The organism is Tenacibaculum sp. IB213877 (assembly GCF_034043975.1).
In the GTDB taxonomy this organism is placed as follows: domain Bacteria; phylum Bacteroidota; class Bacteroidia; order Flavobacteriales; family Flavobacteriaceae; genus Polaribacter.
In genome coordinates this window covers 32,799-53,256 of the sequence record NZ_JAXCHH010000012.1, presented here as the reverse complement: position 1 = coordinate 53,256, position 20,458 = coordinate 32,799, and the positions used below count along the sequence as shown (strand labels likewise).

22 protein-coding genes are annotated in these 20,458 nt (G+C 31.5%); 13 read left to right on the top strand and 9 right to left on the bottom strand.

Annotated features, from left to right (window positions below; all coding sequences use genetic code 11):
- Positions 1-9: 9 nt before the first annotated feature.
- From SLH33_RS12210 to SLH33_RS12190, 5 genes are all read right to left on the bottom strand, one after another.
- Positions 10-270, bottom strand: coding sequence for a DUF4212 domain-containing protein (locus SLH33_RS12210; RefSeq protein WP_320419394.1), 261 nt, complete (start codon positions 268-270; stop codon positions 10-12).
- Positions 271-282: 12 nt separating this feature from the next.
- Positions 283-1,515 (bottom strand): hypothetical protein, encoded by a 1,233-nt coding sequence (locus SLH33_RS12205; protein ID WP_320419393.1) that lies wholly within the window; start codon positions 1,513-1,515, stop codon positions 283-285.
- 109 nt (positions 1,516-1,624) lie between these two features.
- Positions 1,625-2,044 carry a transposase-like zinc-binding domain-containing protein gene (locus tag SLH33_RS12200; RefSeq protein WP_320419392.1) on the bottom strand — a complete coding sequence of 140 codons (420 nt, stop codon included), beginning with the start codon at positions 2,042-2,044 and terminating at the stop codon, positions 1,625-1,627.
- 168 nt (positions 2,045-2,212) lie between these two features.
- Positions 2,213-3,163, bottom strand: coding sequence for a phosphoribosylaminoimidazolesuccinocarboxamide synthase (locus SLH33_RS12195; RefSeq protein WP_320419391.1), 951 nt, complete (start codon positions 3,161-3,163; stop codon positions 2,213-2,215).
- Positions 3,164-3,561: 398 nt separating this feature from the next.
- The gene (locus SLH33_RS12190; protein ID WP_320419390.1) at positions 3,562-4,509 is read right to left on the bottom strand and encodes a PhoH family protein; all 948 of its coding nucleotides are present in this window, start codon (positions 4,507-4,509) and stop codon (positions 3,562-3,564) included.
- 129 nt (positions 4,510-4,638) lie between these two features.
- Here SLH33_RS12190 and SLH33_RS12185 point away from each other — a divergent pair, with 129 nt between their 5' ends.
- From SLH33_RS12185 to SLH33_RS12155, 7 genes are all read left to right on the top strand, one after another.
- Complete coding sequence (locus tag SLH33_RS12185; RefSeq protein ID WP_320419389.1) at positions 4,639-5,499, top strand: SAM-dependent chlorinase/fluorinase; 861 nt, start codon at positions 4,639-4,641, stop codon at positions 5,497-5,499.
- 5 nt (positions 5,500-5,504) lie between these two features.
- Complete coding sequence (locus tag SLH33_RS12180) at positions 5,505-5,801, top strand: antibiotic biosynthesis monooxygenase family protein (RefSeq protein WP_320419388.1); 297 nt, start codon at positions 5,505-5,507, stop codon at positions 5,799-5,801.
- A 90-nt stretch (positions 5,802-5,891) separates the two neighbouring features.
- A complete protein-coding gene (gldF, locus tag SLH33_RS12175; RefSeq protein ID WP_320419387.1) occupies positions 5,892-6,611 on the top strand; it encodes a gliding motility-associated ABC transporter permease subunit GldF in 720 nt (239 codons plus the stop codon).
- Positions 6,604-8,244 carry a gliding motility-associated ABC transporter substrate-binding protein GldG gene (gldG, locus tag SLH33_RS12170; RefSeq protein WP_320419386.1) on the top strand — a complete coding sequence of 547 codons (1,641 nt, stop codon included), beginning with the start codon at positions 6,604-6,606 and terminating at the stop codon, positions 8,242-8,244. The genes gldF and gldG overlap by 8 nt, the downstream gene beginning before the upstream one ends.
- A 72-nt stretch (positions 8,245-8,316) precedes the next feature.
- Positions 8,317-8,742 carry a hypothetical protein gene (locus SLH33_RS12165; RefSeq protein ID WP_320419385.1) on the top strand — a complete coding sequence of 142 codons (426 nt, stop codon included), beginning with the start codon at positions 8,317-8,319 and terminating at the stop codon, positions 8,740-8,742.
- A complete protein-coding gene (locus SLH33_RS12160; protein WP_320419384.1) occupies positions 8,743-9,228 on the top strand; it encodes a glutathione peroxidase in 486 nt (161 codons plus the stop codon).
- Positions 9,229-9,678: a MarR family transcriptional regulator gene (locus tag SLH33_RS12155; RefSeq protein WP_320419383.1), complete on the top strand. Its 450-nt coding sequence runs from the start codon at positions 9,229-9,231 to the stop codon at positions 9,676-9,678.
- On the opposite strand, the gene SLH33_RS12150 is transcribed toward SLH33_RS12155, so the two are convergent.
- Together SLH33_RS12150 and SLH33_RS12145 are read right to left on the bottom strand one after the other, a co-directional pair.
- Positions 9,671-10,444 carry an NAD(P)-binding domain-containing protein gene (locus tag SLH33_RS12150; protein ID WP_320419382.1) on the bottom strand — a complete coding sequence of 258 codons (774 nt, stop codon included), beginning with the start codon at positions 10,442-10,444 and terminating at the stop codon, positions 9,671-9,673. The genes SLH33_RS12155 and SLH33_RS12150 overlap by 8 nt on opposite strands.
- Positions 10,445-10,449: 5 nt before the next feature.
- Positions 10,450-11,112, bottom strand: a complete 663-nt coding sequence (locus SLH33_RS12145; protein ID WP_320419380.1) for an MIP/aquaporin family protein — start codon at positions 11,110-11,112, stop codon at positions 10,450-10,452.
- 98 nt (positions 11,113-11,210) lie between these two features.
- Between SLH33_RS12145 and SLH33_RS12140 the strand changes: the two genes are divergently transcribed.
- The 3 genes from SLH33_RS12140 (at position 11,211) to SLH33_RS12130 (ending at position 13,312) form a co-directional block, all read left to right on the top strand.
- Positions 11,211-12,056, top strand: a complete 846-nt coding sequence (locus SLH33_RS12140; protein WP_320419379.1) for a DUF2911 domain-containing protein — start codon at positions 11,211-11,213, stop codon at positions 12,054-12,056.
- Between the two features lie 169 nt (positions 12,057-12,225).
- Positions 12,226-12,792, top strand: coding sequence for a Crp/Fnr family transcriptional regulator (locus tag SLH33_RS12135; RefSeq protein WP_320419378.1), 567 nt, complete (start codon positions 12,226-12,228; stop codon positions 12,790-12,792).
- Position 12,793: 1 nt separating this feature from the next.
- Positions 12,794-13,312, top strand: coding sequence for a hypothetical protein (locus SLH33_RS12130; protein ID WP_320419377.1), 519 nt, complete (start codon positions 12,794-12,796; stop codon positions 13,310-13,312).
- A gap of 226 nt (positions 13,313-13,538) precedes the next feature.
- Here the strand turns inward: SLH33_RS12130 and SLH33_RS12125 are convergent, their stop codons facing one another.
- Positions 13,539-15,614 (bottom strand): hypothetical protein, encoded by a 2,076-nt coding sequence (locus SLH33_RS12125; RefSeq protein ID WP_320419376.1) that lies wholly within the window; start codon positions 15,612-15,614, stop codon positions 13,539-13,541.
- A 145-nt stretch (positions 15,615-15,759) separates the two neighbouring features.
- Here SLH33_RS12125 and SLH33_RS12120 point away from each other — a divergent pair, with 145 nt between their 5' ends.
- From SLH33_RS12120 to SLH33_RS12110, 3 genes are all read left to right on the top strand, one after another.
- Complete coding sequence (locus SLH33_RS12120; RefSeq protein ID WP_320419375.1) at positions 15,760-16,275, top strand: RNA polymerase sigma factor; 516 nt, start codon at positions 15,760-15,762, stop codon at positions 16,273-16,275.
- Between the two features lie 64 nt (positions 16,276-16,339).
- The gene (locus SLH33_RS12115; protein WP_320419374.1) at positions 16,340-17,233 is read left to right on the top strand and encodes a FecR family protein; all 894 of its coding nucleotides are present in this window, start codon (positions 16,340-16,342) and stop codon (positions 17,231-17,233) included.
- The gene (locus SLH33_RS12110; RefSeq protein WP_320419373.1) at positions 17,226-19,502 is read left to right on the top strand and encodes a TonB-dependent receptor domain-containing protein; all 2,277 of its coding nucleotides are present in this window, start codon (positions 17,226-17,228) and stop codon (positions 19,500-19,502) included. The genes SLH33_RS12115 and SLH33_RS12110 overlap by 8 nt, the downstream gene beginning before the upstream one ends.
- On the opposite strand, the gene SLH33_RS12105 is transcribed toward SLH33_RS12110, so the two are convergent.
- Complete coding sequence (locus SLH33_RS12105; RefSeq protein ID WP_320419372.1) at positions 19,499-20,458, bottom strand: succinylglutamate desuccinylase/aspartoacylase family protein; 960 nt, start codon at positions 20,456-20,458, stop codon at positions 19,499-19,501. The genes SLH33_RS12110 and SLH33_RS12105 overlap by 4 nt on opposite strands.

Sequence of the window (20,458 nt, the reverse complement as noted above, 5' to 3'; positions counted from 1 at the left end):
ATGATTTGGTTACTTCTCGTCGTAACCATACTTTTTATCTAATTTGTTCATCAGATTTACATAAACGAAAATCAAAATAACAAACACATAAATTGATCCTTGTTGTGCAAACCAGAAACCTAATTTGAACCCGCCTATTTTTATACTATTTAAAGCATCTTTAAACAAAATTCCTGCTCCGTAGGAAACCAAAAACCATATTATTAGCAGTACTACTAAATATCCTAGGTTTTCTTTCCAGTAAGCAACTGCTTTTTCTCTATCTGTCATAATTGTAAAATTTTATAAATAAATCATTGCTTGAAGCGTTAGTGAACTTGTTGAAGTACCAAAATCTTGGTTTTTATACTCCAGTGTTAGTTTAGAATTGTGCCCACTCATGTATGCATTAATTCCCAATCCAAAAACATTTTGGTTATCTGAAAATGCATCATAACTATTAGAACTAAAAGAAACATACGGTTGGTATCTAGTTTTTGTTTTATCACCAGCAAAAACATAGCCTACATGACCATACAACATATTACCTGTACCATAAGTAGGCACACCACTCGCAGGTGCAATTATTAAATTAGTACCATAATCATTATTTTGGTATACAGCATAGGCGGTAATTGCACTTCCATCACCACCTAATGGAGCATCATAAAAGGCATCAATAGCAAAAATGCTAACATCTTCACCCACTAAATTACCTCCGTCATTGTATACTGATCCGTTTGGATGTAAAAAGAATCCAGCTCCAATATTAAACACTTCTTTTCCACCTAAATAGGATCCAACTTTATAAGGTAAAAAATTAGACTCTTGGTCTAAGAAATGGTAATCAAAATAACCTGCATATGCTTTACCAGCATCTGCAGAACCTAAAACTCTTTTACCACCGTATACAGCAGAAGCTTCAGCATTAGGATCTCTACCATCTAAGCTATTTGTAATTGCATCATTAATAGCTACACGGTATTGTAATTTACCTAACTTACCTTTAGCAAAGATTCCGATATGGCGTGCAAACTGATCTGACAGACCAATTGTTGCCCATGATTGACGGTTATTATCTAACGTCATCATATTTAATGTACTTTGGTTATTTAACCTTGAAATACCATTAAAATAATGTAAACCAGCACCTACTGAATGATTTTTACTCAAATTGTATTGTGCCCAAACATCATGGAAAAACAATTGAGAGCCCGCTCCTGTACCTGTTGGACTCAATGTATTACTGTTTAAGCTATTTAAACCGAAATGAGTAAGAATTAAAAATTTGGAATTGATTTGAGCAAACATTAATACTCTTGCTCTTCTTAAATTAAAGCTCAAGTCATTGGTATTGGCAGGAGCATCAAAATTATAGACTCCTTGAACTTGCGCCCAAGAAATAATACGAAGATATTTTTTTCCATCTTCGTCAAACTTAACTTTTAGTCCTCCGGTATAATCTGGAGAACCTTGTGAAAAAGCTAACTGAGCAGTTAGCATTATTCCACACATGAGAAATAGTAGTTTTTTCATAAATTTAAAAGATTAGTTAAATTAATTTTTGGTTTTGTGTGCTGTACTAATCTCTTAAATATGAATCGTTAAATAAAAACTAATATAGTTTATTGCTAATTTACTATAGTTAATCTTTAAATCGTTCCCATTTTATCATCATAAACTTATCCCCCAACTCAGTAATCAGCACTCCTGCACCTGATAGATTTTGAGTCTTTTGGAAATATTTTGAGAGTTCATCTCCATTAAATATTTTATATGTAGGGTGGTAATCTCCAGTATACGGTCTTTTGATATTGTATTTTTTAACCCAATTCATGATGGACACATGAGAGATTCCTAAAATTCGCTCAATTTCACGATAAGTTAATCCTTCTAAATATAATTGCAATGCTTTGTTTACATAGTAATCATCTATTTTTTTACCCAGCTTGTTAACTGTGAAGTTATACCCACAGCTTTTGCACTTATATCGCTGCCTATCTTTAATTATACCGCTTTTAATAATGCTTTCAGAACTACAATTTGGACATGAATTTATTTTCATATATATTTATTTAGCATAAATATACTAATTTAGCATTAATTATTCAAAAATAATATTGAAAATTTATTATTTCATCAATAAAACACAGGGTTACTTTAGATATTCTTAAAAAACAAAAAAAGCAACCTATAAAAGGTTGCTTTCAACTTTTGATGATATGTTAAAAGATTATTGTTCGTTTAGAAAATTAGTTACGTTATTTTCTATTCTTTTCAGAATATCTTTTGTATCAGCTTTTACGAATTTTTCGCCTGTAATTTGTTCATACAACTCAATGTATCTATGAGATATTTCAATGATTTTTTCGTCACTCATTTCTGGAATATGCTGTCCTTCTTTTCCTTGAAATCCGTTTTCAATCAACCATTGACGCACAAACTCTTTTGATAATTGTTTTTGTTTTTCTCCTTTTTGTTGACGCTCTTCATATCCATCTGCATAAAAATAACGAGAAGAATCTGGAGTATGAATTTCATCAATCAATACAATTTTTCCCTCTTTAGTTTTTCCGAATTCGTATTTGGTATCCACTAAAATCAATCCTCTTTTAGCTGCAATTTTAGTTCCACGAGCAAATAGTTTGCGTGTATAATCTTCTAACACCAAATAATCTTCTTCAGAAACAATCCCTTTTGCCAAAATATCTTCCCTTGAAATATCTTCATCATGCTCTCCGTTATCGGCTTTAGTAGACGGGGTTATAATAGGTTGAGGAAATTTATCGTTCTCGTTCATTCCCTCTGGCATTTCTACCCCACATAATAATCGTTTTCCTGCCTTATACTCGCGAGCAGCATGACCCGATAAATAACCACGAATAACCATTTCTACTTTAAAAGGAGTACATAAATGACCCACCGCTACATTTTCATCTGGATTTGCTATCAACCAATTGGGAACAATATCCGCTGTATCATTCATCATTTTGGTTGCAATTTGATTTAGAATTTGTCCTTTAAACGGAATTTGACGTGGCATAATAACGTCGAACGCAGATAATCTATCCGAGGCAATCATTACCAATACTTCATCATTGATATTGTATACCTCTCTAACTTTTCCTTTATATACAGATTTTTGTCCGGGAAAGTTAAAATGAGTTTCGTTAATTGTATTCATTTTGTGTTGTGTTGTTGTGGCGCAAATGTAAACTAATTTGCATTTATTTATCTAAGTAAAATTCAATTTTATCTTTATAAAATAAAGAATTTGACACTACCTTTTTAATATTTAAAATTAGCTTATTCTCTTTATCATCAACACAAATAACTTTAAAATATGATATCCTATAACTAAAGGGTCTATCTAAATTTAACATTTCCTCTTTTAATGTATTCTTTTTAATTATCTGGTGACTAATATATCTTAGCCCTTTTTCTTTTAAAAAAAGATTCAACCTCTTTCTCTGGAAAATAATTAGGAAAGAAAAAAGGATTAAGAAGGTATTTGATTATTAAAATTGAGAATGCAATAATTATCAGAAACGCTATAATTATAAAAATTGAGTCGCTCATTTACTACTCTGTTTCTATACTTTTATAAGCTGTAATAATTTGTTTTACCAATCGGTGACGAATAACATCCTTATCATCTAAATACACCATAGCAATTCCATCAATATCTTTTAATGCTAATAAAGATTCTTTTAAACCCGACACTTGTTTACGTGGTAAATCAATCTGCCCAGGATCTCCTGTAATCACAAACTTTGCACTTCTACCCATACGTGTTAAGAACATCTTCATTTGCGCATGTGTCGTATTTTGAGCTTCATCTAAAATCACAAAAGCATTATCTAACGTTCTACCACGCATAAAAGCTAATGGTGCAATTTGTATAGTACCATTTTCTAAATATGCTTGTAATTTTTCATAGGGAATCATATCTCGCAAACCATCATATAAAGGTTGCATATACGGGTCTAATTTTTCTTTTAAATCTCCGGGTAAAAAACCTAAATTCTCACCAGATTCTACAGCGGGACGTGTTAAAATAATGCGCCTTACTTCTTTTTCTTTTAAGGCTTTTACAGCTAAAGCAACCGCAGTATATGTTTTACCTGTTCCTGCAGGCCCTACCGCAAACAATAAGTCATTTTCTTTCATCAAATCAACCATTTTTCGTTGATTCTCTGTTTGTGCTTTAATAAGCTTTCCACTTACTCCATGGACCAATACATCATCTCCTTTACCAGATTTTTCTTCTTCTTTTCCTGTAGATGTTAAAATACGCTCAATACTATTCTCATCTAATTTATTGTATTTATTAAAGTATTTGATGAGTCTTTGAAACCGGATCTCAAATTCATCTAAAATTTCGGCTTCTCCGTAAATTTTTAGTTTATTTCCTCTAGCTACAATTTTAATTTTAGGAAAATATGTTTTTAAAAGTGAAATTGTACTGTTTTGAGCTCCAAAAAAATCATTTGGATTGATTTCTGTTAATTCAATAATTCTTTCGTTCAAACGATAAGTGTTTTTAAAATGTTTATTAAAATATTACCTCTGAAATTTAGCGATAAATTTTATAGAAATGATTAGTTTTGTGTGAAATTTTAGCTCAGTTTTTCACAAATTAATTAACAGTTATCCTTAATGTCAATAATTACGTTAACTACCGATTTCGGATTAAAAGACCACTTTACAGGTGCTGTAAAAGGAGCTATTTATACTGAATTACCTGATGCTAAAATTGTTGATATCACTCACCTTGTATCTCCTTTTAATATTACCGAAACTGCTTATATTATTAAAAATTCTTATAAAAGTTTTCCTAAAGGAACCATACATATTATTGGGGTAGATTCCGAACTAAGTAAAGACAATAAACACATTGCGCTTGAATTAGACGACCATTATTTTATCTGTCCTGATAACGGGTTAATATCTATGATAGCTTCAGAAATTAATCCATCTAAAATTGTTGAAATTAATATTCATGATAGAATAGAAAGTAGCTTTCCTGTTTTAGATGTTTTTGTAAAAGTTGCTTGTTTCATTGCTCGCGGCGGTAGCCTAGGTGTTATTGGTAAAGAAATTGACACTTATAAAAAAATGGTTGAAATTCAACCAAAAGTAAATCAAGCCCAAAACATTATTTCAGGTGGAGTCATTTATATAGATAACTATGGAAATGTAATTAGTAATATCAGCAAAAAAGTATTTAATGAAATTGGTAAAGGACGTGATTTTGTTATTACCGCAAGAGGATATACATTTACCAAAATATTAAACAAATACAACGAAATTGTAACTATAGATGCAGAAGATACTCGTCAGTTTGACGGTACTAAGCTAGCATTATTTAACACTGCAGGTTTACTTGAAATTGCTATTTATAGAAGTAATCTTAAAACAGTAGGCGGCGCCAGTTCTTTATTAGGATTGGATTACCGAGATACTATTACTGTTGAGTTTATTAATAAATCAACCCCTGAATTCACTACTTTAAACTAACCACTATGTTTGTACGTATAGTAAAAATGAGTTTTCACCCTGAAAAAATTGATACTTTTTTAGCCAATTTTGATACTAAAAAAGAATTTATACGAAACTTTTCTGGATGTCGTTTATTAGAGTTATATAGAGATAAAACCAATCCAAACATATTTTTTACCTATAGTTACTGGGATGCTGAAGAAGATTTAGAAAATTATAGAAATTCTGACTTGTTTAAAGGTATTTGGGCTGAAACTAAAATATTTTTTAACGATAAGCCACAAGCGTGGAGTGTGGATAAAGTAGCTTCGCTACTATAAGTTATGAGTTATAAATTTTAAATTAAGAATTATTTCTTACACTGTTAAAATCAATACTAATAACCAAAAAATCAAGATATAAAACTAACTATGTTAGCAATACTCAAAAAAGAATTCAATGCATTTTTTGCCTCACCCATAGCCTATTTGGTCATTGGAGTGTTTTTATTGGTTAACGGACTCTTTTTATGGGTTTTCAAGGATAATTTCAATATTTTAAATGCAGGATTTGCCGATTTAAGCTCATTCTTTTATTTAGCTCCATGGTTATTTTTATTTTTAATACCGGCAATTACCATGAAAAGTTTTGCTGATGAATTTAATACCGGTACCATTGAAATTTTAAAGACCAAACCTGTAACCAACTGGCAAATCGTATTGGGCAAATTTTTGGCATCCTTACTTTTGGTATTGATAGCTCTGATTCCAACAATAACGTATGTATACACTATATATCAATTAGGAAATCCCATAGGAAATTTAGACTTTGGTAGCACCTTCGGTTCGTATTTAGGGTTACTATTTTTAGCTGCTACCTATACGGCTATTGGTTTGTTTACTTCTACACTATCAAGCAACCAAATTGTAGCTTTTATTATAGGTGTTTTTATCACTTTTTGTCTGTTTTATGGTTTTGATGCTATTGCTTCATTTTTTGGCGGTTCTAGTTATACTGTACAGCAATTGGGTATTAATGAACATTTTAAAAGTATTAGCCGAGGCGTAATTGATAGTCGGGATGTAATTTACTTTGTAAGTATTACCTTTTTCTTTTTGTTCATCACTAAAATCAAGATTAGCTATGAATAAGAAGTTACAACACATTGCACTTGCTTTAGTTGCTGTTTTACTGATAAACTTTGTATCTAAGAAAGTTTTTAAACGTTTTGATCTAACTCAAGATAAACGATACACCTTATCACCCATCTCTAAAAATTTGATTGATGATTTAGATGATATGCTGCTGATTAATGTGTATTTAGAAGGTGATTTTCCTTCGGAATTTCAAAGATTACAGATTGAAACGCGTCAGTTTTTAGAAGAGTTGCAAGCTGAAAACAGCAACATTCGTTTCCGTTTTATCAATCCGGATAACATCCGAGAACGATTGGTAAAAAAAGGCATGATGCCAAGTCAGTTAACCGTTGAAGAAGACGGAAAACTATCGGAAGCAATTATTTTTCCGTGGGCAGAAATTGAATACCAAGACAAAACGCAACTGGTTTCTTTATTACCCAATACGCTGGCTGCAAGTCAGGAAGCACAATTACAAAACGCTATTGCTAGTTTAGAATATTCATTTGCTAATAGCATTAATACCGTTTTAACTACTGATAAAAAGAAGATAGCGGTTCTTACAGGAAATGGTGAATTAAGTGATATTGAATTGTACAGTTTGTTAAGTGACCTTGGTACTAAATACCGATTGGCTAAATTCACTTTAGATTCGGTGGCTAAAAACCCAGAAAAAGCTGTGAGTGATTTAACAACTTACGATCTAGCTATTATAGCAAAACCTACTCAAAAGTTTACAGCAGAAGAAAAGCTAACCATAGATCAGTTTATTACTCACGGAGGAAAAACCTTGTGGATGATTGACAATGTACAAGCAGACACCGATAGTTTATATAACGAAGGGAAAATGTTAGCCTACCCAAGAGATTTAGGGTTGACCGACCTTCTTTTTAGCTACGGAGTACGTATCAACAACCAATTAGTACAAGATTTATACGCTGCTAAAATTCCGTTAGCAACCGGTAATGTGGGCAACCAACCTCAATTTCAAAACTTAGATTGGTTTTATCATCCATTGGTAGGCTCAAATCCTAACCATACTATTAGTAAAAATGTGTTACCGGTACGTTTACGATTTGCTACGCAAATAGATACGCTTCAAAACAATATTCAAAAAACACCGCTTATTGTGAGTTCTGTATTGACAAAATTAGTAGGAACTCCAAAAATCATAAAATTATCAAGTATTGCAGAAGAACCAACTCAAGAAGAATTTTCCGCAGGAAATCAACTTTTGGGAGTTTTATTAGAAGGAGAATTTACCTCAGCTTATGCTAATCGTATAAAGCCTTTTGAGCTTTCTGATTTTAAAGCTACTTCTGGTGCTAATAAAATGATCCTTATTTCGGATGGTGATTTTGGTAAAAACCAAATTTTACGCGGACAACCGTACGATTTAGGTATTGATAAATGGACGCAACAACGCTTTGGAAACAAAGATTTTTTACTAAATGCTATTGATTATTTATTAGATGATAACGGACTCATTAGTCTGCGCAATAAAAACGTGCAGTTACATATGTTAGATAAGCAAAAGGCGTACGCTGAAAAAGGTACTTGGCAACTTATTAATATTATATTTCCTTTAGCTGTATTAGCTATTTTTGGGTTAATTTTTAATTTCTATAGAAAGAAAAAATATCAATAATTTAAAAAATCTATTCATTATAAGAGTAAGATTTTGTATTTTTACATCGCACACGATTAAATCTATCTCGATATGAAAACAACTATACTACAAAAAATAGCAAAAATTGTATTAGGTGTATTTATGACCTTTGCAGGCATTGGTCATTTAACTTTTCAAAGAAATGAGTTTCAAGCACAAGTTCCACGATGGCTTCCTAACTCAGAAGCTTTTATGGATTTTATAGTAGTTTCTTCTGGAATTGTAGAAATTGCATTTGGTCTTGCTATGATTGCTATATGGAAAAATCAAGTAAAAGTAGGATTAGCATTAGCTATATTTTTTGTTTTAATTTTTCCAGGAAACATATCACAATACACAAACGGAATTAGTGCTTTCGGCTTGGATACAGACCAAAAAAGATTCATTCGTTTATTTTTCCAACCTGTATTAATCCTTTGGGCATTATGGTCAACAGGCACATTAACTTATTTAATTAACAAATACAACAACAAATAAATGAGTACAGATATTTACAATTTTAAAGCAAATAAACTAAACGGAACTCCTGTTAGTTTAGGTGATTATAAAGGAAAAACCATTATAATAGTAAATACCGCTAGTAAATGTGGCTTAACTCCGCAATATGAAGGTTTAGAAAGTTTATATCAAAAATACAAAGACCAAGGATTGATAATTTTGGGATTTCCTTGTAATCAGTTTGGAAAACAAGAAAAAGGGAATTCAGATGAAATCCAAGAGTTTTGTCAAGTAAACTATGGTGTTAGTTTTCCAATGTTTGAAAAAATTGAAGTAAACGGAAAAAATGCGCATCCAATTTACAAATATTTAAAGTCTAAATTGTCTGGTGGTTACTTTTTGGGTAGTAGTATAAAATGGAATTTTACCAAATTTGTGATTGATAAAAATGGAAATCCGCTAAAAAGGTTTGCACCAACAACGAAGCCAGAAAAAATGGAAAAGTTTATTAAAAAAATTATCTAAATGGCTAAAAACCATATTCCTGAATTATATTTAGAAAATCAGTTGTGTTTTCCTCTCTATGCTGCTTCTAGATTAACTACTAAGGTGTATACGCCTTACTTAGAAGAATTAGGTGTTACCTATCCTCAATATTTAGTACTATTAACTTTATGGCAATTTGAAAAATTAACTGTTAAACAAATTGGTGAAAAGCTATACTTAGAATCAAATACTTTAACACCACTTTTAAAAAGATTAGCTTCAAAGAATTTAATTATCAGAAAACGATCTGAAAAAGATGAACGTACTGTTGTTATTTCTTTAAGCGATGAAGGCAAACAATTGAAAAATAAAGCTGCAGAAATACCTCAAAAAATTGTAGCTTCTTTTGATGATGATTCTTTAACTGAAGAAGAGGTTATAAATTTTCAGAAAACTTTATTTAAACTTCTACGTGTACTTACTAAATAGTACTAAAATCAAGCAAATCCTGATGAATAAATTGATATTTTAATGTATTGATTAATTTATCAGTATTAATAATTTTATACACTAGCGTTTCTTCATTTTTAAAAACAGGCACAGACTTAAACAAGGCTTGTTTAGCATTGGTGTAAAACTCTCTTCTAGTTGGATGATGATTTACACAAGCGTTAAAAGTTTCATCATACATATTCTTCTCAATAATTTTAGTAATAATAGCAATACAATCATCTCTGTGAATCATATTCACAAAACCCTCGGGTTGAGGAATGGGTTTACTTTCAAACCAATTCCCTGGATGACGCTTTCCTCCTATTAATCCTGCAAAACGAAGAATAGTAGTTTTAAAATAATTATTTTTTCTAAAAAGATTCTCTATCGTAGCTAGTGGATTATTATTAGTTGGATAATTTTCTGTAACCTCACAATTACAAGCATCATAAACAGAAGTAGAACTGATAAAAATAATCTTCTTGATATCTGATTTTTCAATTTGATGCATTAATTGCTCAAAAGCTTCTATGTTTTTTGAAGTAATCATTATAATCAGCACATCAGCTTTAAAAAAATCAACATTTATATCTTCTTCTATATTTTCTATGTTTATCAAATAAGGAATAATATTTTCTTTCTTTAAAACATCTAGTTTATTAGCAGAAGTAGTTGAACCTTTCACTTTAGCTCCTTTAATTAATAAATGCTTTGCTAATGGTAACCCTAACCATCCACAACCCAAAATACTATAAGTTTTCATGTCTTTTAACAATTTGTTGTACAACACTCATTCCCTTTAACAAATCGGCAAGAAACTACCGCTAGTAAAGCCCCTAAAAAAGGAGCTGTTAAGTATAACCATAAATGTTCAAAATGCCCTGAAACAATTGCTGGAGCCAATGAACGAACGGGATTCATAGATGCTTTGGTCATAGGTCCTGCAAACATTGCTTCTAACAATACCACACCACCAATAGCAATTCCTGCCATTACCCCTACTTCTTTACTTCCCGTGGAAACATTTATAATTGTTAACATTAAAAAGAAAGTAAGTAACAACTCTAAAACAAATGCTCTCCATGCTTCAAAAGAAGGAATGGTAGCTCCGTAAAATTCACTGGAGGGGAATAAAACCCATAATAATACACTAGCTGTTAAAGCTCCTAAAACCTGAACAGTTATGTATTTTGGTACTTCTTTCCAATTAAACTTTTTAGCATAGGCAAAAGCTACCGTTACAGCAGGATTAAAATGCGCTCCAGAAGTTTCGCCAAACGCATAAATCATTGCCATAACAATAAAACCCCACGTAATTGCTATACCAACATGAGTCACTTCCCCTCCGGTAACTTCATTAATGGTCATGGCTCCTGTACCACAAAAAATCATAGCAAACGTACCTAAGAATTCGGATATATATTTTTTCATGTACCCAAATATACTAAGCCTTATTTTAAGTTTTTGTTAACATTTATCATTGTTTTTCATCGTAATTTTATAATCGATCAACCAAAACATAATTAATTATGAAAAAATTATTTTTAAGCTTGTTAGTAGTTACTTTTATAAACAACGTTTCTGCTCAAGTCAAAGCCCCTCAATCTAGTCCGTTTTCAAAAGTTGAACAAAAAGTAGGGTTAACTGATGTTACTGTAGAATATTCTAGACCAAGTGCAAAAGGACGTACTATTTTTGGCGATTTAGTTCCGTTTGGAAAGGTATGGAGAACTGGAGCCAATGCTAATACAAAAATTTCATTTAGTAATGATGTAATAATTGGCGGTAAAACCCTAAAAAAGGGAACCTATGCAGTATATACAAAACCTTCTGCTGGTTCTTGGGAAGTATATTTTTATTCGGATGCTAACAACTGGGGGAATCCGAGAGAATGGAATGATGCTAAAGTTGCTTTGAAAACTACCGCTAAAGCAGAATCTATGCCAATGAAAGTAGAGACCTTTACTGTGACATTTGATGATTTAACCAATAATTCTGCGGTATTAGGAATGATTTGGGAAAACACGTATGTAGGTGTAAAATTTGAAGTTCCTACCGACAAAGAAGTATCAGAAAGTATTAGTAAAGTAATGGCAGGACCAGGTGCCGGAGATTACTACGCTGCTGCAACTTACTATTTTGATGAAGGTAAAGATATTAACCAAGCTAAAGAATGGATTGGTAAAGCAGTTGAAATGACTAAAGACAGTCCTCGTTTTTGGTATTTACGCAAGCAATCTTTAATTCATGCTAAAGCTGGTGACAAAAAAGGAGCTATTAAAGCTGCTAAAGAATCATTAAAACATGCAGAAAAAGCAGGAAATGCAGATTACGTGAAGATGAATAAAGAGTCTTTAAAAGAATGGGGTGCATAATATAACGCACATATAACCATATAAAAACTCGGGAAATTTCCCGAGTTTTTTGTTGGTAAAAATTTAATTTGATTCTTAACTATTTTTGTTGAACTTCGCTATCAGCAGATATCTATCATTGAAATAATGGAAACCTTAACTCATTAACCACAAATGAAGAATTTACAGAATGGAAGAAATTAAAAACTTCATTAACAATATTTATCCAATGAGTGATTCTGATTGGAGCCTTTTTTCTTCAAAATTGCATAAAGAAAAATTGAAGAAGAACTCAACACTAATAAAAATTGGAGTGATTGAGAACTACTTATCTTTTATATCTGAAGGAATAGTGAGACTATATATACCACAAGAAGAAAGTGATTTAACCTTTGGATTTCTATTTAAAAATGAATTTGTAACTGCTTATGATTCATTTATCACACAAACCCCTTCTCATTATCAAATAGAAACACTAACAAACTCAACTTTGTGGCGAATATCTTTCAAAGACCTTCAAGAGGTTTATAAAGAAACCGAAAACGGAAATTTAATTGGAAGAAAAATGGCAGAGAAAATGTTTTTAATAAAATCAAAAAGGGAAATTTCCTTATTAAGCAAAACAGCAGAACAGCGTTATTTGGACTTGTTCTTGGAACGTCCAAGATTACTGAAGCAAATTCCGTTAAAATACATTGCCTCTTATATTGGTGTAACACCTCAAGCCTTGAGTAGGATACGTAAAAGAATTACTTAACTTGGGTTCATTGTCAACTATAAAATCATTTGTGAACTTTGTAAATGAATTAAAGGATAATAATATGAAACCATTAATAGTACTTTTATCAAGTTTTTTGATTATCGTTTTCTATGTAAAAATTATCAATAAGGAATATAACTTCACATTATCAGCAAGAATTGCAATGTCTGTAATGTTATGTTTTACGGCAATTGGACATTTCACATTTACCAAAGGAATGTCAATGATGATACCAAAATTTATTCCACACAAAACAAATCTTGTTTATCTGACAGGTCTTTTTGAAATTCTTTTAGCATTTGGATTGCAGATTTCTAAATTAAAAGTAATTAGTGGATGGACTTTGATTGCTTTTCTTGTATTAGTGTTATCAGCAAATATTTATGCTTCAATTCATAATGTCGATTATCAAAAAGGAACGTTTGATGGAAGTGGCCTTTCTTATCTATGGTTTAGAATTCCATTACAATTTCTATTTATTGCTTGGACTTATTTTAGCTCAATCCGAATTCTTTAAAAAAAAGGCAATGGCTAACAACAACCAAAAATCAATTTGATTACGCTCTAATTGTCTTTTATTTTTAATCAAAAAAATAAAACCTAGAATGTAACTACTTTTAGTTAGACGATAGCAAAACTCATATACAAAAAAATCCGATGAGTTAAAAACTCATCGGATTTAAAACCACACGCTCCCTCTCTTATAGATCCCAAAAGTTAAAAATTAGGCATTACGTGTTTCTTTATTGCTTTTCAAAAATCAACACAAACTCGGTGTTATTTGCATCGTTTATATGATGTAATTCTATTCTGGTACTGGTTACTGAGGTAATAAACCAATCGTCATCCATTTGCCAATAAGGGAAAGTCCCTAAATAATCTATAACAAAACGTAAATTACCACTTTGATCTCTTACAGCCTCCCAATGTAAAGTTGAAGTAACATCATCATTATTATTGACAGCAACTAAATTTGTATTATTTTCAAAGTTAAAGTCAATGTTGTCAAAATCTCCTGTAATATCCACACTGTCTTCAACCGCGTATGTTATTGACCAATTACCACTAGTCATCCATTCTTTAATTTGAGCCACATCTCCATCTGTAGTAGCATCACAATTCCTAACTAACTTTAACTCTTTATTTAAGCTTTTAAAAATAATGGCATCATCTGTAATACTTTCTACGGTATAATAATCACTTACATCTGAGTTACCTGTAAGGCTAAGTAAAACTACCAACCTTCCGTTAGCATCAACATCTCCTTCTAAACCACCATAAAAATAGCTATCACCGTTTGTTGCTAATGCAAACTGGTTTTGATAAAAGTTAAATGTTAGTGGGTTGTTATCAGTAAAATCAACTCCATCAACTATTAAGCTGTGTAATTTCCATTGGCACTCAGAAGCTGCATTTAACAACTCATCTTGCGTGTAACAATTTAAACGCTCAACTACAAAATAAGCTCCAGCATCATTCTTAAACTTTAATCTGTCTTCTCTACACTCATATACTTTCCAAACTCCGTTAATTGCCTGAATGTTAGCAGCTGCAACATTAGCAAACTCTACTTCTACCTCATTACTAGCTGATAAAGATGTGCTCCAATTAGCCTCAACTGCTTGTGAGTTAGCAGTTAATGCTAAACCTCCATCTAAATTAAATGCTAAATCATACTCCATTAAATCATTACTCCCATTAAAGTCTACCACTTTCCATACACAAGTATCTAAGTAATTTTTTACTTCTTCTTCAGTACATGCAGAAGTTTGATCACATTCTTTCTCCATAACCATTTCTACATTATCTTTTACAAATACAAAGCGTCCGTATTCACTACAATTACTTACCGACCAAACACCGTTGAAGTCTTGATGAGTTCCACCACCTAATTGTGATATTTCTACAGATACTCCATTAGAATTTTGAGTAGTAGACCATACTCCTTCAAACTCACCTCCGTTACCAGCAACTACTAACCTTTGATTTTCTTTAAAGTACACATCGTAGCCTGCTAATTGATCGTCTCCGTTGTAAGATACCGCTACCCAATGGCATGTCATTAATAATTCATCTACATAACTTTCAGTACAATCTGAATCGTCATCATTATAATCATAATCATCATCTTCATCACATGCATCAATAGCATTGGTTAAAGCTTCATCCAATTCTTGATTATTACTCACAACTATAATTTCTCCAGTAGCAGTAACTAATGAAACAGGAAAGTTCAAACTCGCTAAAATTGGACCATCCAAAGATTCTATAAAATGGTATAATTCTTCATCGTTATTGATTGTCTTGGTTTCAACCACTTGAAATTCTGCATTGTAAATTGAAAATGAAATTGGGTATTTAAAGTCGATACATTCAATATCATCATCCTCTTCATTTTCACCCAAACAACCTTCAATGGCAGCTTCTAACTCATCTTGATTGTTCAAAACAATTTCAGTATAATCCGCTAACACAACCGTAATTGGATAGGTTATTACCACATCATCATCATCGTTTGTAAACTCATCTAAAATATCTTCTAACACACTGTAATCCTCAACACTTTCTATAGTAATCGTAATCCCATTTGCAGTTACAGTTACGGGCAATGCTACTTCTAAACAATTGGCATAATCAATAATATTATCCTCTGAACCATCATTTGTGGCGGTTCTACTCATTAATGTTGCCGTAGTTGAATTTTGTTTAATAATAGCCTCCTCTGTAGGGTTTACAATATTTACTACCTCTTTCTGGCAAGAAACCAGAACAAAAAGTGCTAATACTTTTAAGAAAAGGAATTTTTTAAAACTTTTCATAATGTTTATTTTTATTTGATTAATTAGTTTTCTAAGCTGTTTTTTTGCTTTTACACTAATAAAACAAGTTAAGCTAAAAAATTCCTACCTTGACAATGAAAAAATTTTATTTCACATTTGTAGCGTACAAAATAAAATCCCCTAAATGAGTAAAAATATTTTTACAAATATTTGTCAGCAATCGTTATTTGAAGCGTTTTTTAAAAAGCACTCCAAAAACTTACACAACTACTTATATTATAAGTATGGAGAACTTTTGAATCCGCAAGACAAAGTTCAAGAAGCCTTTATAAAACTTTGGGAAAACTGTAAAAAAGTAACACCCGATAAAGCTAAAAGTTTTTTATATACCACCGCTAACAATTTAATGTTGAATGAAGTTGCGCATCAAAAAGTAGTTTTAAAGCATCAAAAAAATCAGCCTAAAGAACATACTAATGAGTCGCCAGAATTTTTGATGCAAGAAAAAGAGTATTTACAAAAGTTAGAAAATGCAATTGCCAACTTAACAGAAGCAGAACGCATTGCTTTTTTAATGAACAGAACAGAAGGAAAGCGTTTTAAAGAAATTTCAGAAATATTAGACATCAGTACAAAGGCTGTGGAAAAAAGAATTTACAGTGCTTTAAAAAAATTAAAAGCTCAAATAGAAGAATTATAAAAAAAATTAGAAGAACAGGTAGGAGTTTTCTACACTTAACTGTTCTATAAATGAATATTGAGAGATGAACAGAGAAGATTTAATAAAAAAATGGTTAGATAATGACTTAAATGCCGAAGAGCTAAAAGCTTTTGAAGCATTGGAAGATTATACAGCATTAACCAAAATTGCTAACTACAGTAAGGGTTTTAAAGCTCCTGAATATGACTCAGAAAAAGCATTAAAAACTGTTTTAGAAAAGATAAACACTAAAAAAGCTCCAACAAACAATTGGCTAAATACTTTTATGAAAATAGCGGCTGTTTTTGTGGTTAGTTTAGGTTTTTATCTATACAATATCAGTAAAAAAACACATTTCACTACTCAATTTGCTGAAAAAACTGAGATTTCTTTACCCGATAAATCTGTTGTGAATTTAAATGCACATTCTTCACTTTCTTTTAGAAAGCGTAATTGGGATACCAATAGAAATATTAAGCTTACAGGAGAAGCTTTTTTTAAAGTACAAAAAGGAAGCACTTTTAATGTACACACTACCGAAGGTACCGTTACGGTTTTAGGCACACAATTCAATGTAAAACAACGTGCACGTTTTTTTGAAGTAACCTGTTATGAAGGAGCGGTACAAGTGAGTTATAAAAATGAAAAATTAAAATTGTTACCGGGTGATTCTTTTCAAGTACTTAACAACAAAATTTCACAGAACGTAACACAAAATAATAAACCATCTTGGTTAGTAAACACTAGTGAATTTAAAAGTATTCCTTTAAAAGAAGTGCTTGCTGAATTTGAAAGACAATATAATATTACTGTCAATGTTAAAAACATTGATACGGAGCAGTTGTTTACCGGAAAATTTACACATGATGACATTACTATTGCTATTCAATCTATAGCACAACCTTTGAATTTAAAACATACACAAAAAAATAAAAACATAACTCTAACGCGTGAGTAAATCGCTTAAAATTACGCTCTCTTACTTCTTATTTTTAATTGGTAGTTTTATTCTAAAAGCACAAGAAAAACAACCAATAAAACAACTATTGCCTGTTATTGAAAAGAAATACAATGTCAGTTTTTCATATGCTGATAACACCATAAAAAACGTTACTGTAAATTTAATTTTAGATGATTTATCGTTAAACGAAATACTGGATGCTATAGAAATACAAACAGAACTCCAATTCAATAATTTAGATGATACTTATATTACTATTACTAAAAAACCAACTGTTGAAAAATTCAAATTTCATCAACTTGAAGAGGTGGTCGTAAATAATTACTTAACCTCCGGTATTCATAAAAACAACAATGGAAGCATTACCTTAAAACCTGAGCAATTCGGTATTTTACCAGGGTTAACCGAACCTGATGTATTACATAGTATTCAAGCATTACCTGGAATTGTAAGTGTAGATGAAACTGTTTCAAATATTAATGTAAGAGGTGGTACTCATGACCAAAATTTGATTTTGTATGACGGAATAAGAATGTATCAATCGGGTCATTTCTTCGGATTGATCTCAGCTTTCAATCCTCGATTAACCAAAGAAGTTTCCATTATTAAAAACGGATCTAGTGCTAAGTACGGAGAAAGTATTTCCGGAATTGTGGATATGAAAATGGATGATGAAATTAATGAAGAAGAATACGGTTTGGGCGTAAATTTAATTAATATAGATGGATATGCCATTATTCCTTTTAATGAAAAAACAGCCATTCAAATCGCTGCCAGAAGATCTATTACAGATGCTATTAACACTCCAACGTACGATCAATATTTCAAACGTATTTTTCAAGATTCAGATCTTACCAACGCAAATGATGCGTCAATTTCAAAAAACGAAAGCTTTTATTTTTACGATACTTCTCTCAAGTTTTTATACGATTTAACTGAAAAAGACAATATCCGCATTAATTTTTTGAACGTTTATAACAAACTTAATTACGAAGAAGAATCTACCGTAAATTCAGAAACAGAAGCTTCTGAAAGTCAATTAAAACAGCAAAATTTGGCTTTAGGTATTACTTACAATCGTACATGGAACGAAGATTTTACTACCTCAGCACAGGCATATTTTACTAAATACGATTTGGATGCTACCAACTACGATATTTTAAACAATCAACGGTTGATTCAAGAAAATAAAGTAATTGAAGGAGGTTTTAAGTTGGATGCTAATTATAACTTCTCTCCTACCTTCTCGTTAAATTCTGGTATCAATTTTTCTGAAGTGGGTATTAGCAATTTTGAAGATGTGAACAATCCTGTCTTTCAAAGTTATATTAAATATGTTTTGCACACCATAGCGGCTTATAGTGAAGGAACATATGAATCGGAGAACAAAAACACCTTGATTAAACTAGGGCTACGACACAATTATTTCAGGAAATTTGATAAGCATTTGTTAGAACCTCGTTTACATATTAGTCAGTTGGTGTTCAACCATTTTAGAGTAGATGTATCAGCAGAATTAAAAAGTCAAAGTTCTTCTCAAATTATTGATTTACAGAATGATTTCTTAGGTATTGAAAAACGTCGTTGGGTATTAGCTAACAATACTACCATACCTATTCAACAAAGTAAACAAGCTAGTATAGGGTTTAGATATCATAAGAATAAACTACTCATGAGCCTTGAAACCTATGCTAAAAAAGTTGATGGAATTACCACTCGAAGTCAAGGATTTCAAAACCAATATCAATTTGTAAACGATATAGGTAATTATGAGATTTATGGTATAGACATGCTTATCAATAAACGTTTTAATAATTTCAGCACTTGGTTAAGTTATTCATTTAGTGAAAATAATTACACATTTAACAACTTAAATTCTGGTAATAAATTTCCCAATAATTTTGACATTACGCATAGGATAAGTTTTGCTGGTACCTACCAATGGAAAGGTTTAAAAACTGCTTTGGGTTTAAATTGGCGCTCGGGTAAACCTTATACAAAACCTGATAGTGTTGACGGTGATGTGATTACCTATCAAGAGCCAAATAGTAGTAGATTGGACGATTATTTACGACTAGATTTTTCTTCTACTTATCAATTTAACTTAGGGAAACATCAAGGTAAAGTAGGATTATCACTTTGGAATGTTTTAGATAATAAAAATGTATTAAATGCCTATTTTACAGCTGAAGATGATATGATTTCTACAGTTGAAAATTACTCTTTAGGTATTACTCCAAATTTGAGTTTTAGCGTAGTTTTTTAAGCTTGTTCAACAATACCTAAGTGTACTATTCTTCCGCCTGATTGGTTAACAGGATTCACACTTTTACCCACAATAATTCCCTCTTCTGGCGCATAATATTTCTGAATGACAGCTCCAAAAACATCACGCAACGTAGCAATATGATCTCCTTTTTTAACCTTTTCTCGTAAATCTACATGCACTGTTAGTAAACCGCCTTCATCTGTATATAACCAATACGATTTTTTGCAAACTACAGTGTTATTCTTAGATTTTTGAATTTCATCAGGAATGATCCCTAAATCTGAAAGTACGTTATGTACTCCCGCTATTCCGCTTTTAATCAATTTCTTTTGAAAACTATGCGGATTCCCTACTTCAATGGTAATGGCAGGAATACCAAACTCTTCAGCAGCACCACGTAAAGTTCCGTCTGAAGGTGGTGTATGCACAATAATTTCCGCATCCTGTAATAAAGCAAACTTGTTAGTTATTGGCTTATTCATATCACTTCTGATATAAAAAGAATTCACCCTGCCAAAACTTGCCGTATGCAAATCCAACAGAAAATCTAGTTTTTTAATAACTTTTTGTAAAAATCGGTTTGCATACACATCACTGGCGTTTCCATTCGGATTTCCGGGCATAATTCTATTGATATCAATTCCATCAGTAAAAACTCTGGAATTTTGAATAAAAGAAGGAATATTGGCAATAGGCACACCAATGATAGTTCCTTTCATTGTTTCTGTATCCAATTCTTTAAAAAGACGCTGAATTACTGATATTCCGTTGAGTTCATTTCCATGAACTGCTGCGGTTAGCCCTAAAACGGGTCCGTCCACTTTTCCTTTAGCAACCATTACCGGAATACTAATAGGCTCTCCTATTTCATTTGTTGTAAGATTTAACCAATAATTTTTTATAGTGTTATTGGGGATATTTTCAATGGCTAATTCATTAATTCTCTTTACCAT

Bases quoted from the DNA above. Each gene is read 5' to 3' on its own strand.
- SLH33_RS12210 (WP_320419394.1), bottom strand. From the start codon at position 270: ATGACAGATAGAGAAAAAGCAGTTGCTTACTGGAAAGAAAACCTAGGA.
- SLH33_RS12205 (WP_320419393.1), bottom strand. From the start codon at position 1,515: ATGAAAAAACTACTATTTCTCATGTGTGGAATAATGCTAACTGCTCAG.
- SLH33_RS12200 (WP_320419392.1), bottom strand. From the start codon at position 2,044: ATGAAAATAAATTCATGTCCAAATTGTAGTTCTGAAAGCATTATTAAA.
- SLH33_RS12195 (WP_320419391.1), bottom strand. From the start codon at position 3,163: ATGAATACAATTAACGAAACTCATTTTAACTTTCCCGGACAAAAATCT.
- SLH33_RS12185 (WP_320419389.1), top strand. From the start codon at position 4,639: ATGTCAATAATTACGTTAACTACCGATTTCGGATTAAAAGACCACTTT.
- SLH33_RS12180 (WP_320419388.1), top strand. From the start codon at position 5,505: ATGTTTGTACGTATAGTAAAAATGAGTTTTCACCCTGAAAAAATTGAT.
- gldF (WP_320419387.1), top strand. From the start codon at position 5,892: ATGTTAGCAATACTCAAAAAAGAATTCAATGCATTTTTTGCCTCACCC.
- gldG (WP_320419386.1), top strand. From the start codon at position 6,604: ATGAATAAGAAGTTACAACACATTGCACTTGCTTTAGTTGCTGTTTTA.
- SLH33_RS12165 (WP_320419385.1), top strand. From the start codon at position 8,317: ATGAAAACAACTATACTACAAAAAATAGCAAAAATTGTATTAGGTGTA.
- SLH33_RS12160 (WP_320419384.1), top strand. From the start codon at position 8,743: ATGAGTACAGATATTTACAATTTTAAAGCAAATAAACTAAACGGAACT.
- SLH33_RS12155 (WP_320419383.1), top strand. From the start codon at position 9,229: ATGGCTAAAAACCATATTCCTGAATTATATTTAGAAAATCAGTTGTGT.
- SLH33_RS12150 (WP_320419382.1), bottom strand. From the start codon at position 10,444: ATGAAAACTTATAGTATTTTGGGTTGTGGATGGTTAGGGTTACCATTA.
- SLH33_RS12145 (WP_320419380.1), bottom strand. From the start codon at position 11,112: ATGAAAAAATATATATCCGAATTCTTAGGTACGTTTGCTATGATTTTT.
- SLH33_RS12140 (WP_320419379.1), top strand. From the start codon at position 11,211: ATGAAAAAATTATTTTTAAGCTTGTTAGTAGTTACTTTTATAAACAAC.
- SLH33_RS12135 (WP_320419378.1), top strand. From the start codon at position 12,226: ATGGAAGAAATTAAAAACTTCATTAACAATATTTATCCAATGAGTGAT.
- SLH33_RS12125 (WP_320419376.1), bottom strand. From the start codon at position 15,614: ATGAAAAGTTTTAAAAAATTCCTTTTCTTAAAAGTATTAGCACTTTTT.
- SLH33_RS12120 (WP_320419375.1), top strand. From the start codon at position 15,760: ATGAGTAAAAATATTTTTACAAATATTTGTCAGCAATCGTTATTTGAA.
- SLH33_RS12115 (WP_320419374.1), top strand. From the start codon at position 16,340: ATGAACAGAGAAGATTTAATAAAAAAATGGTTAGATAATGACTTAAAT.
- SLH33_RS12105 (WP_320419372.1), bottom strand. From the start codon at position 20,458: ATGGTAAAGAGAATTAATGAATTAGCCATTGAAAATATCCCCAATAAC.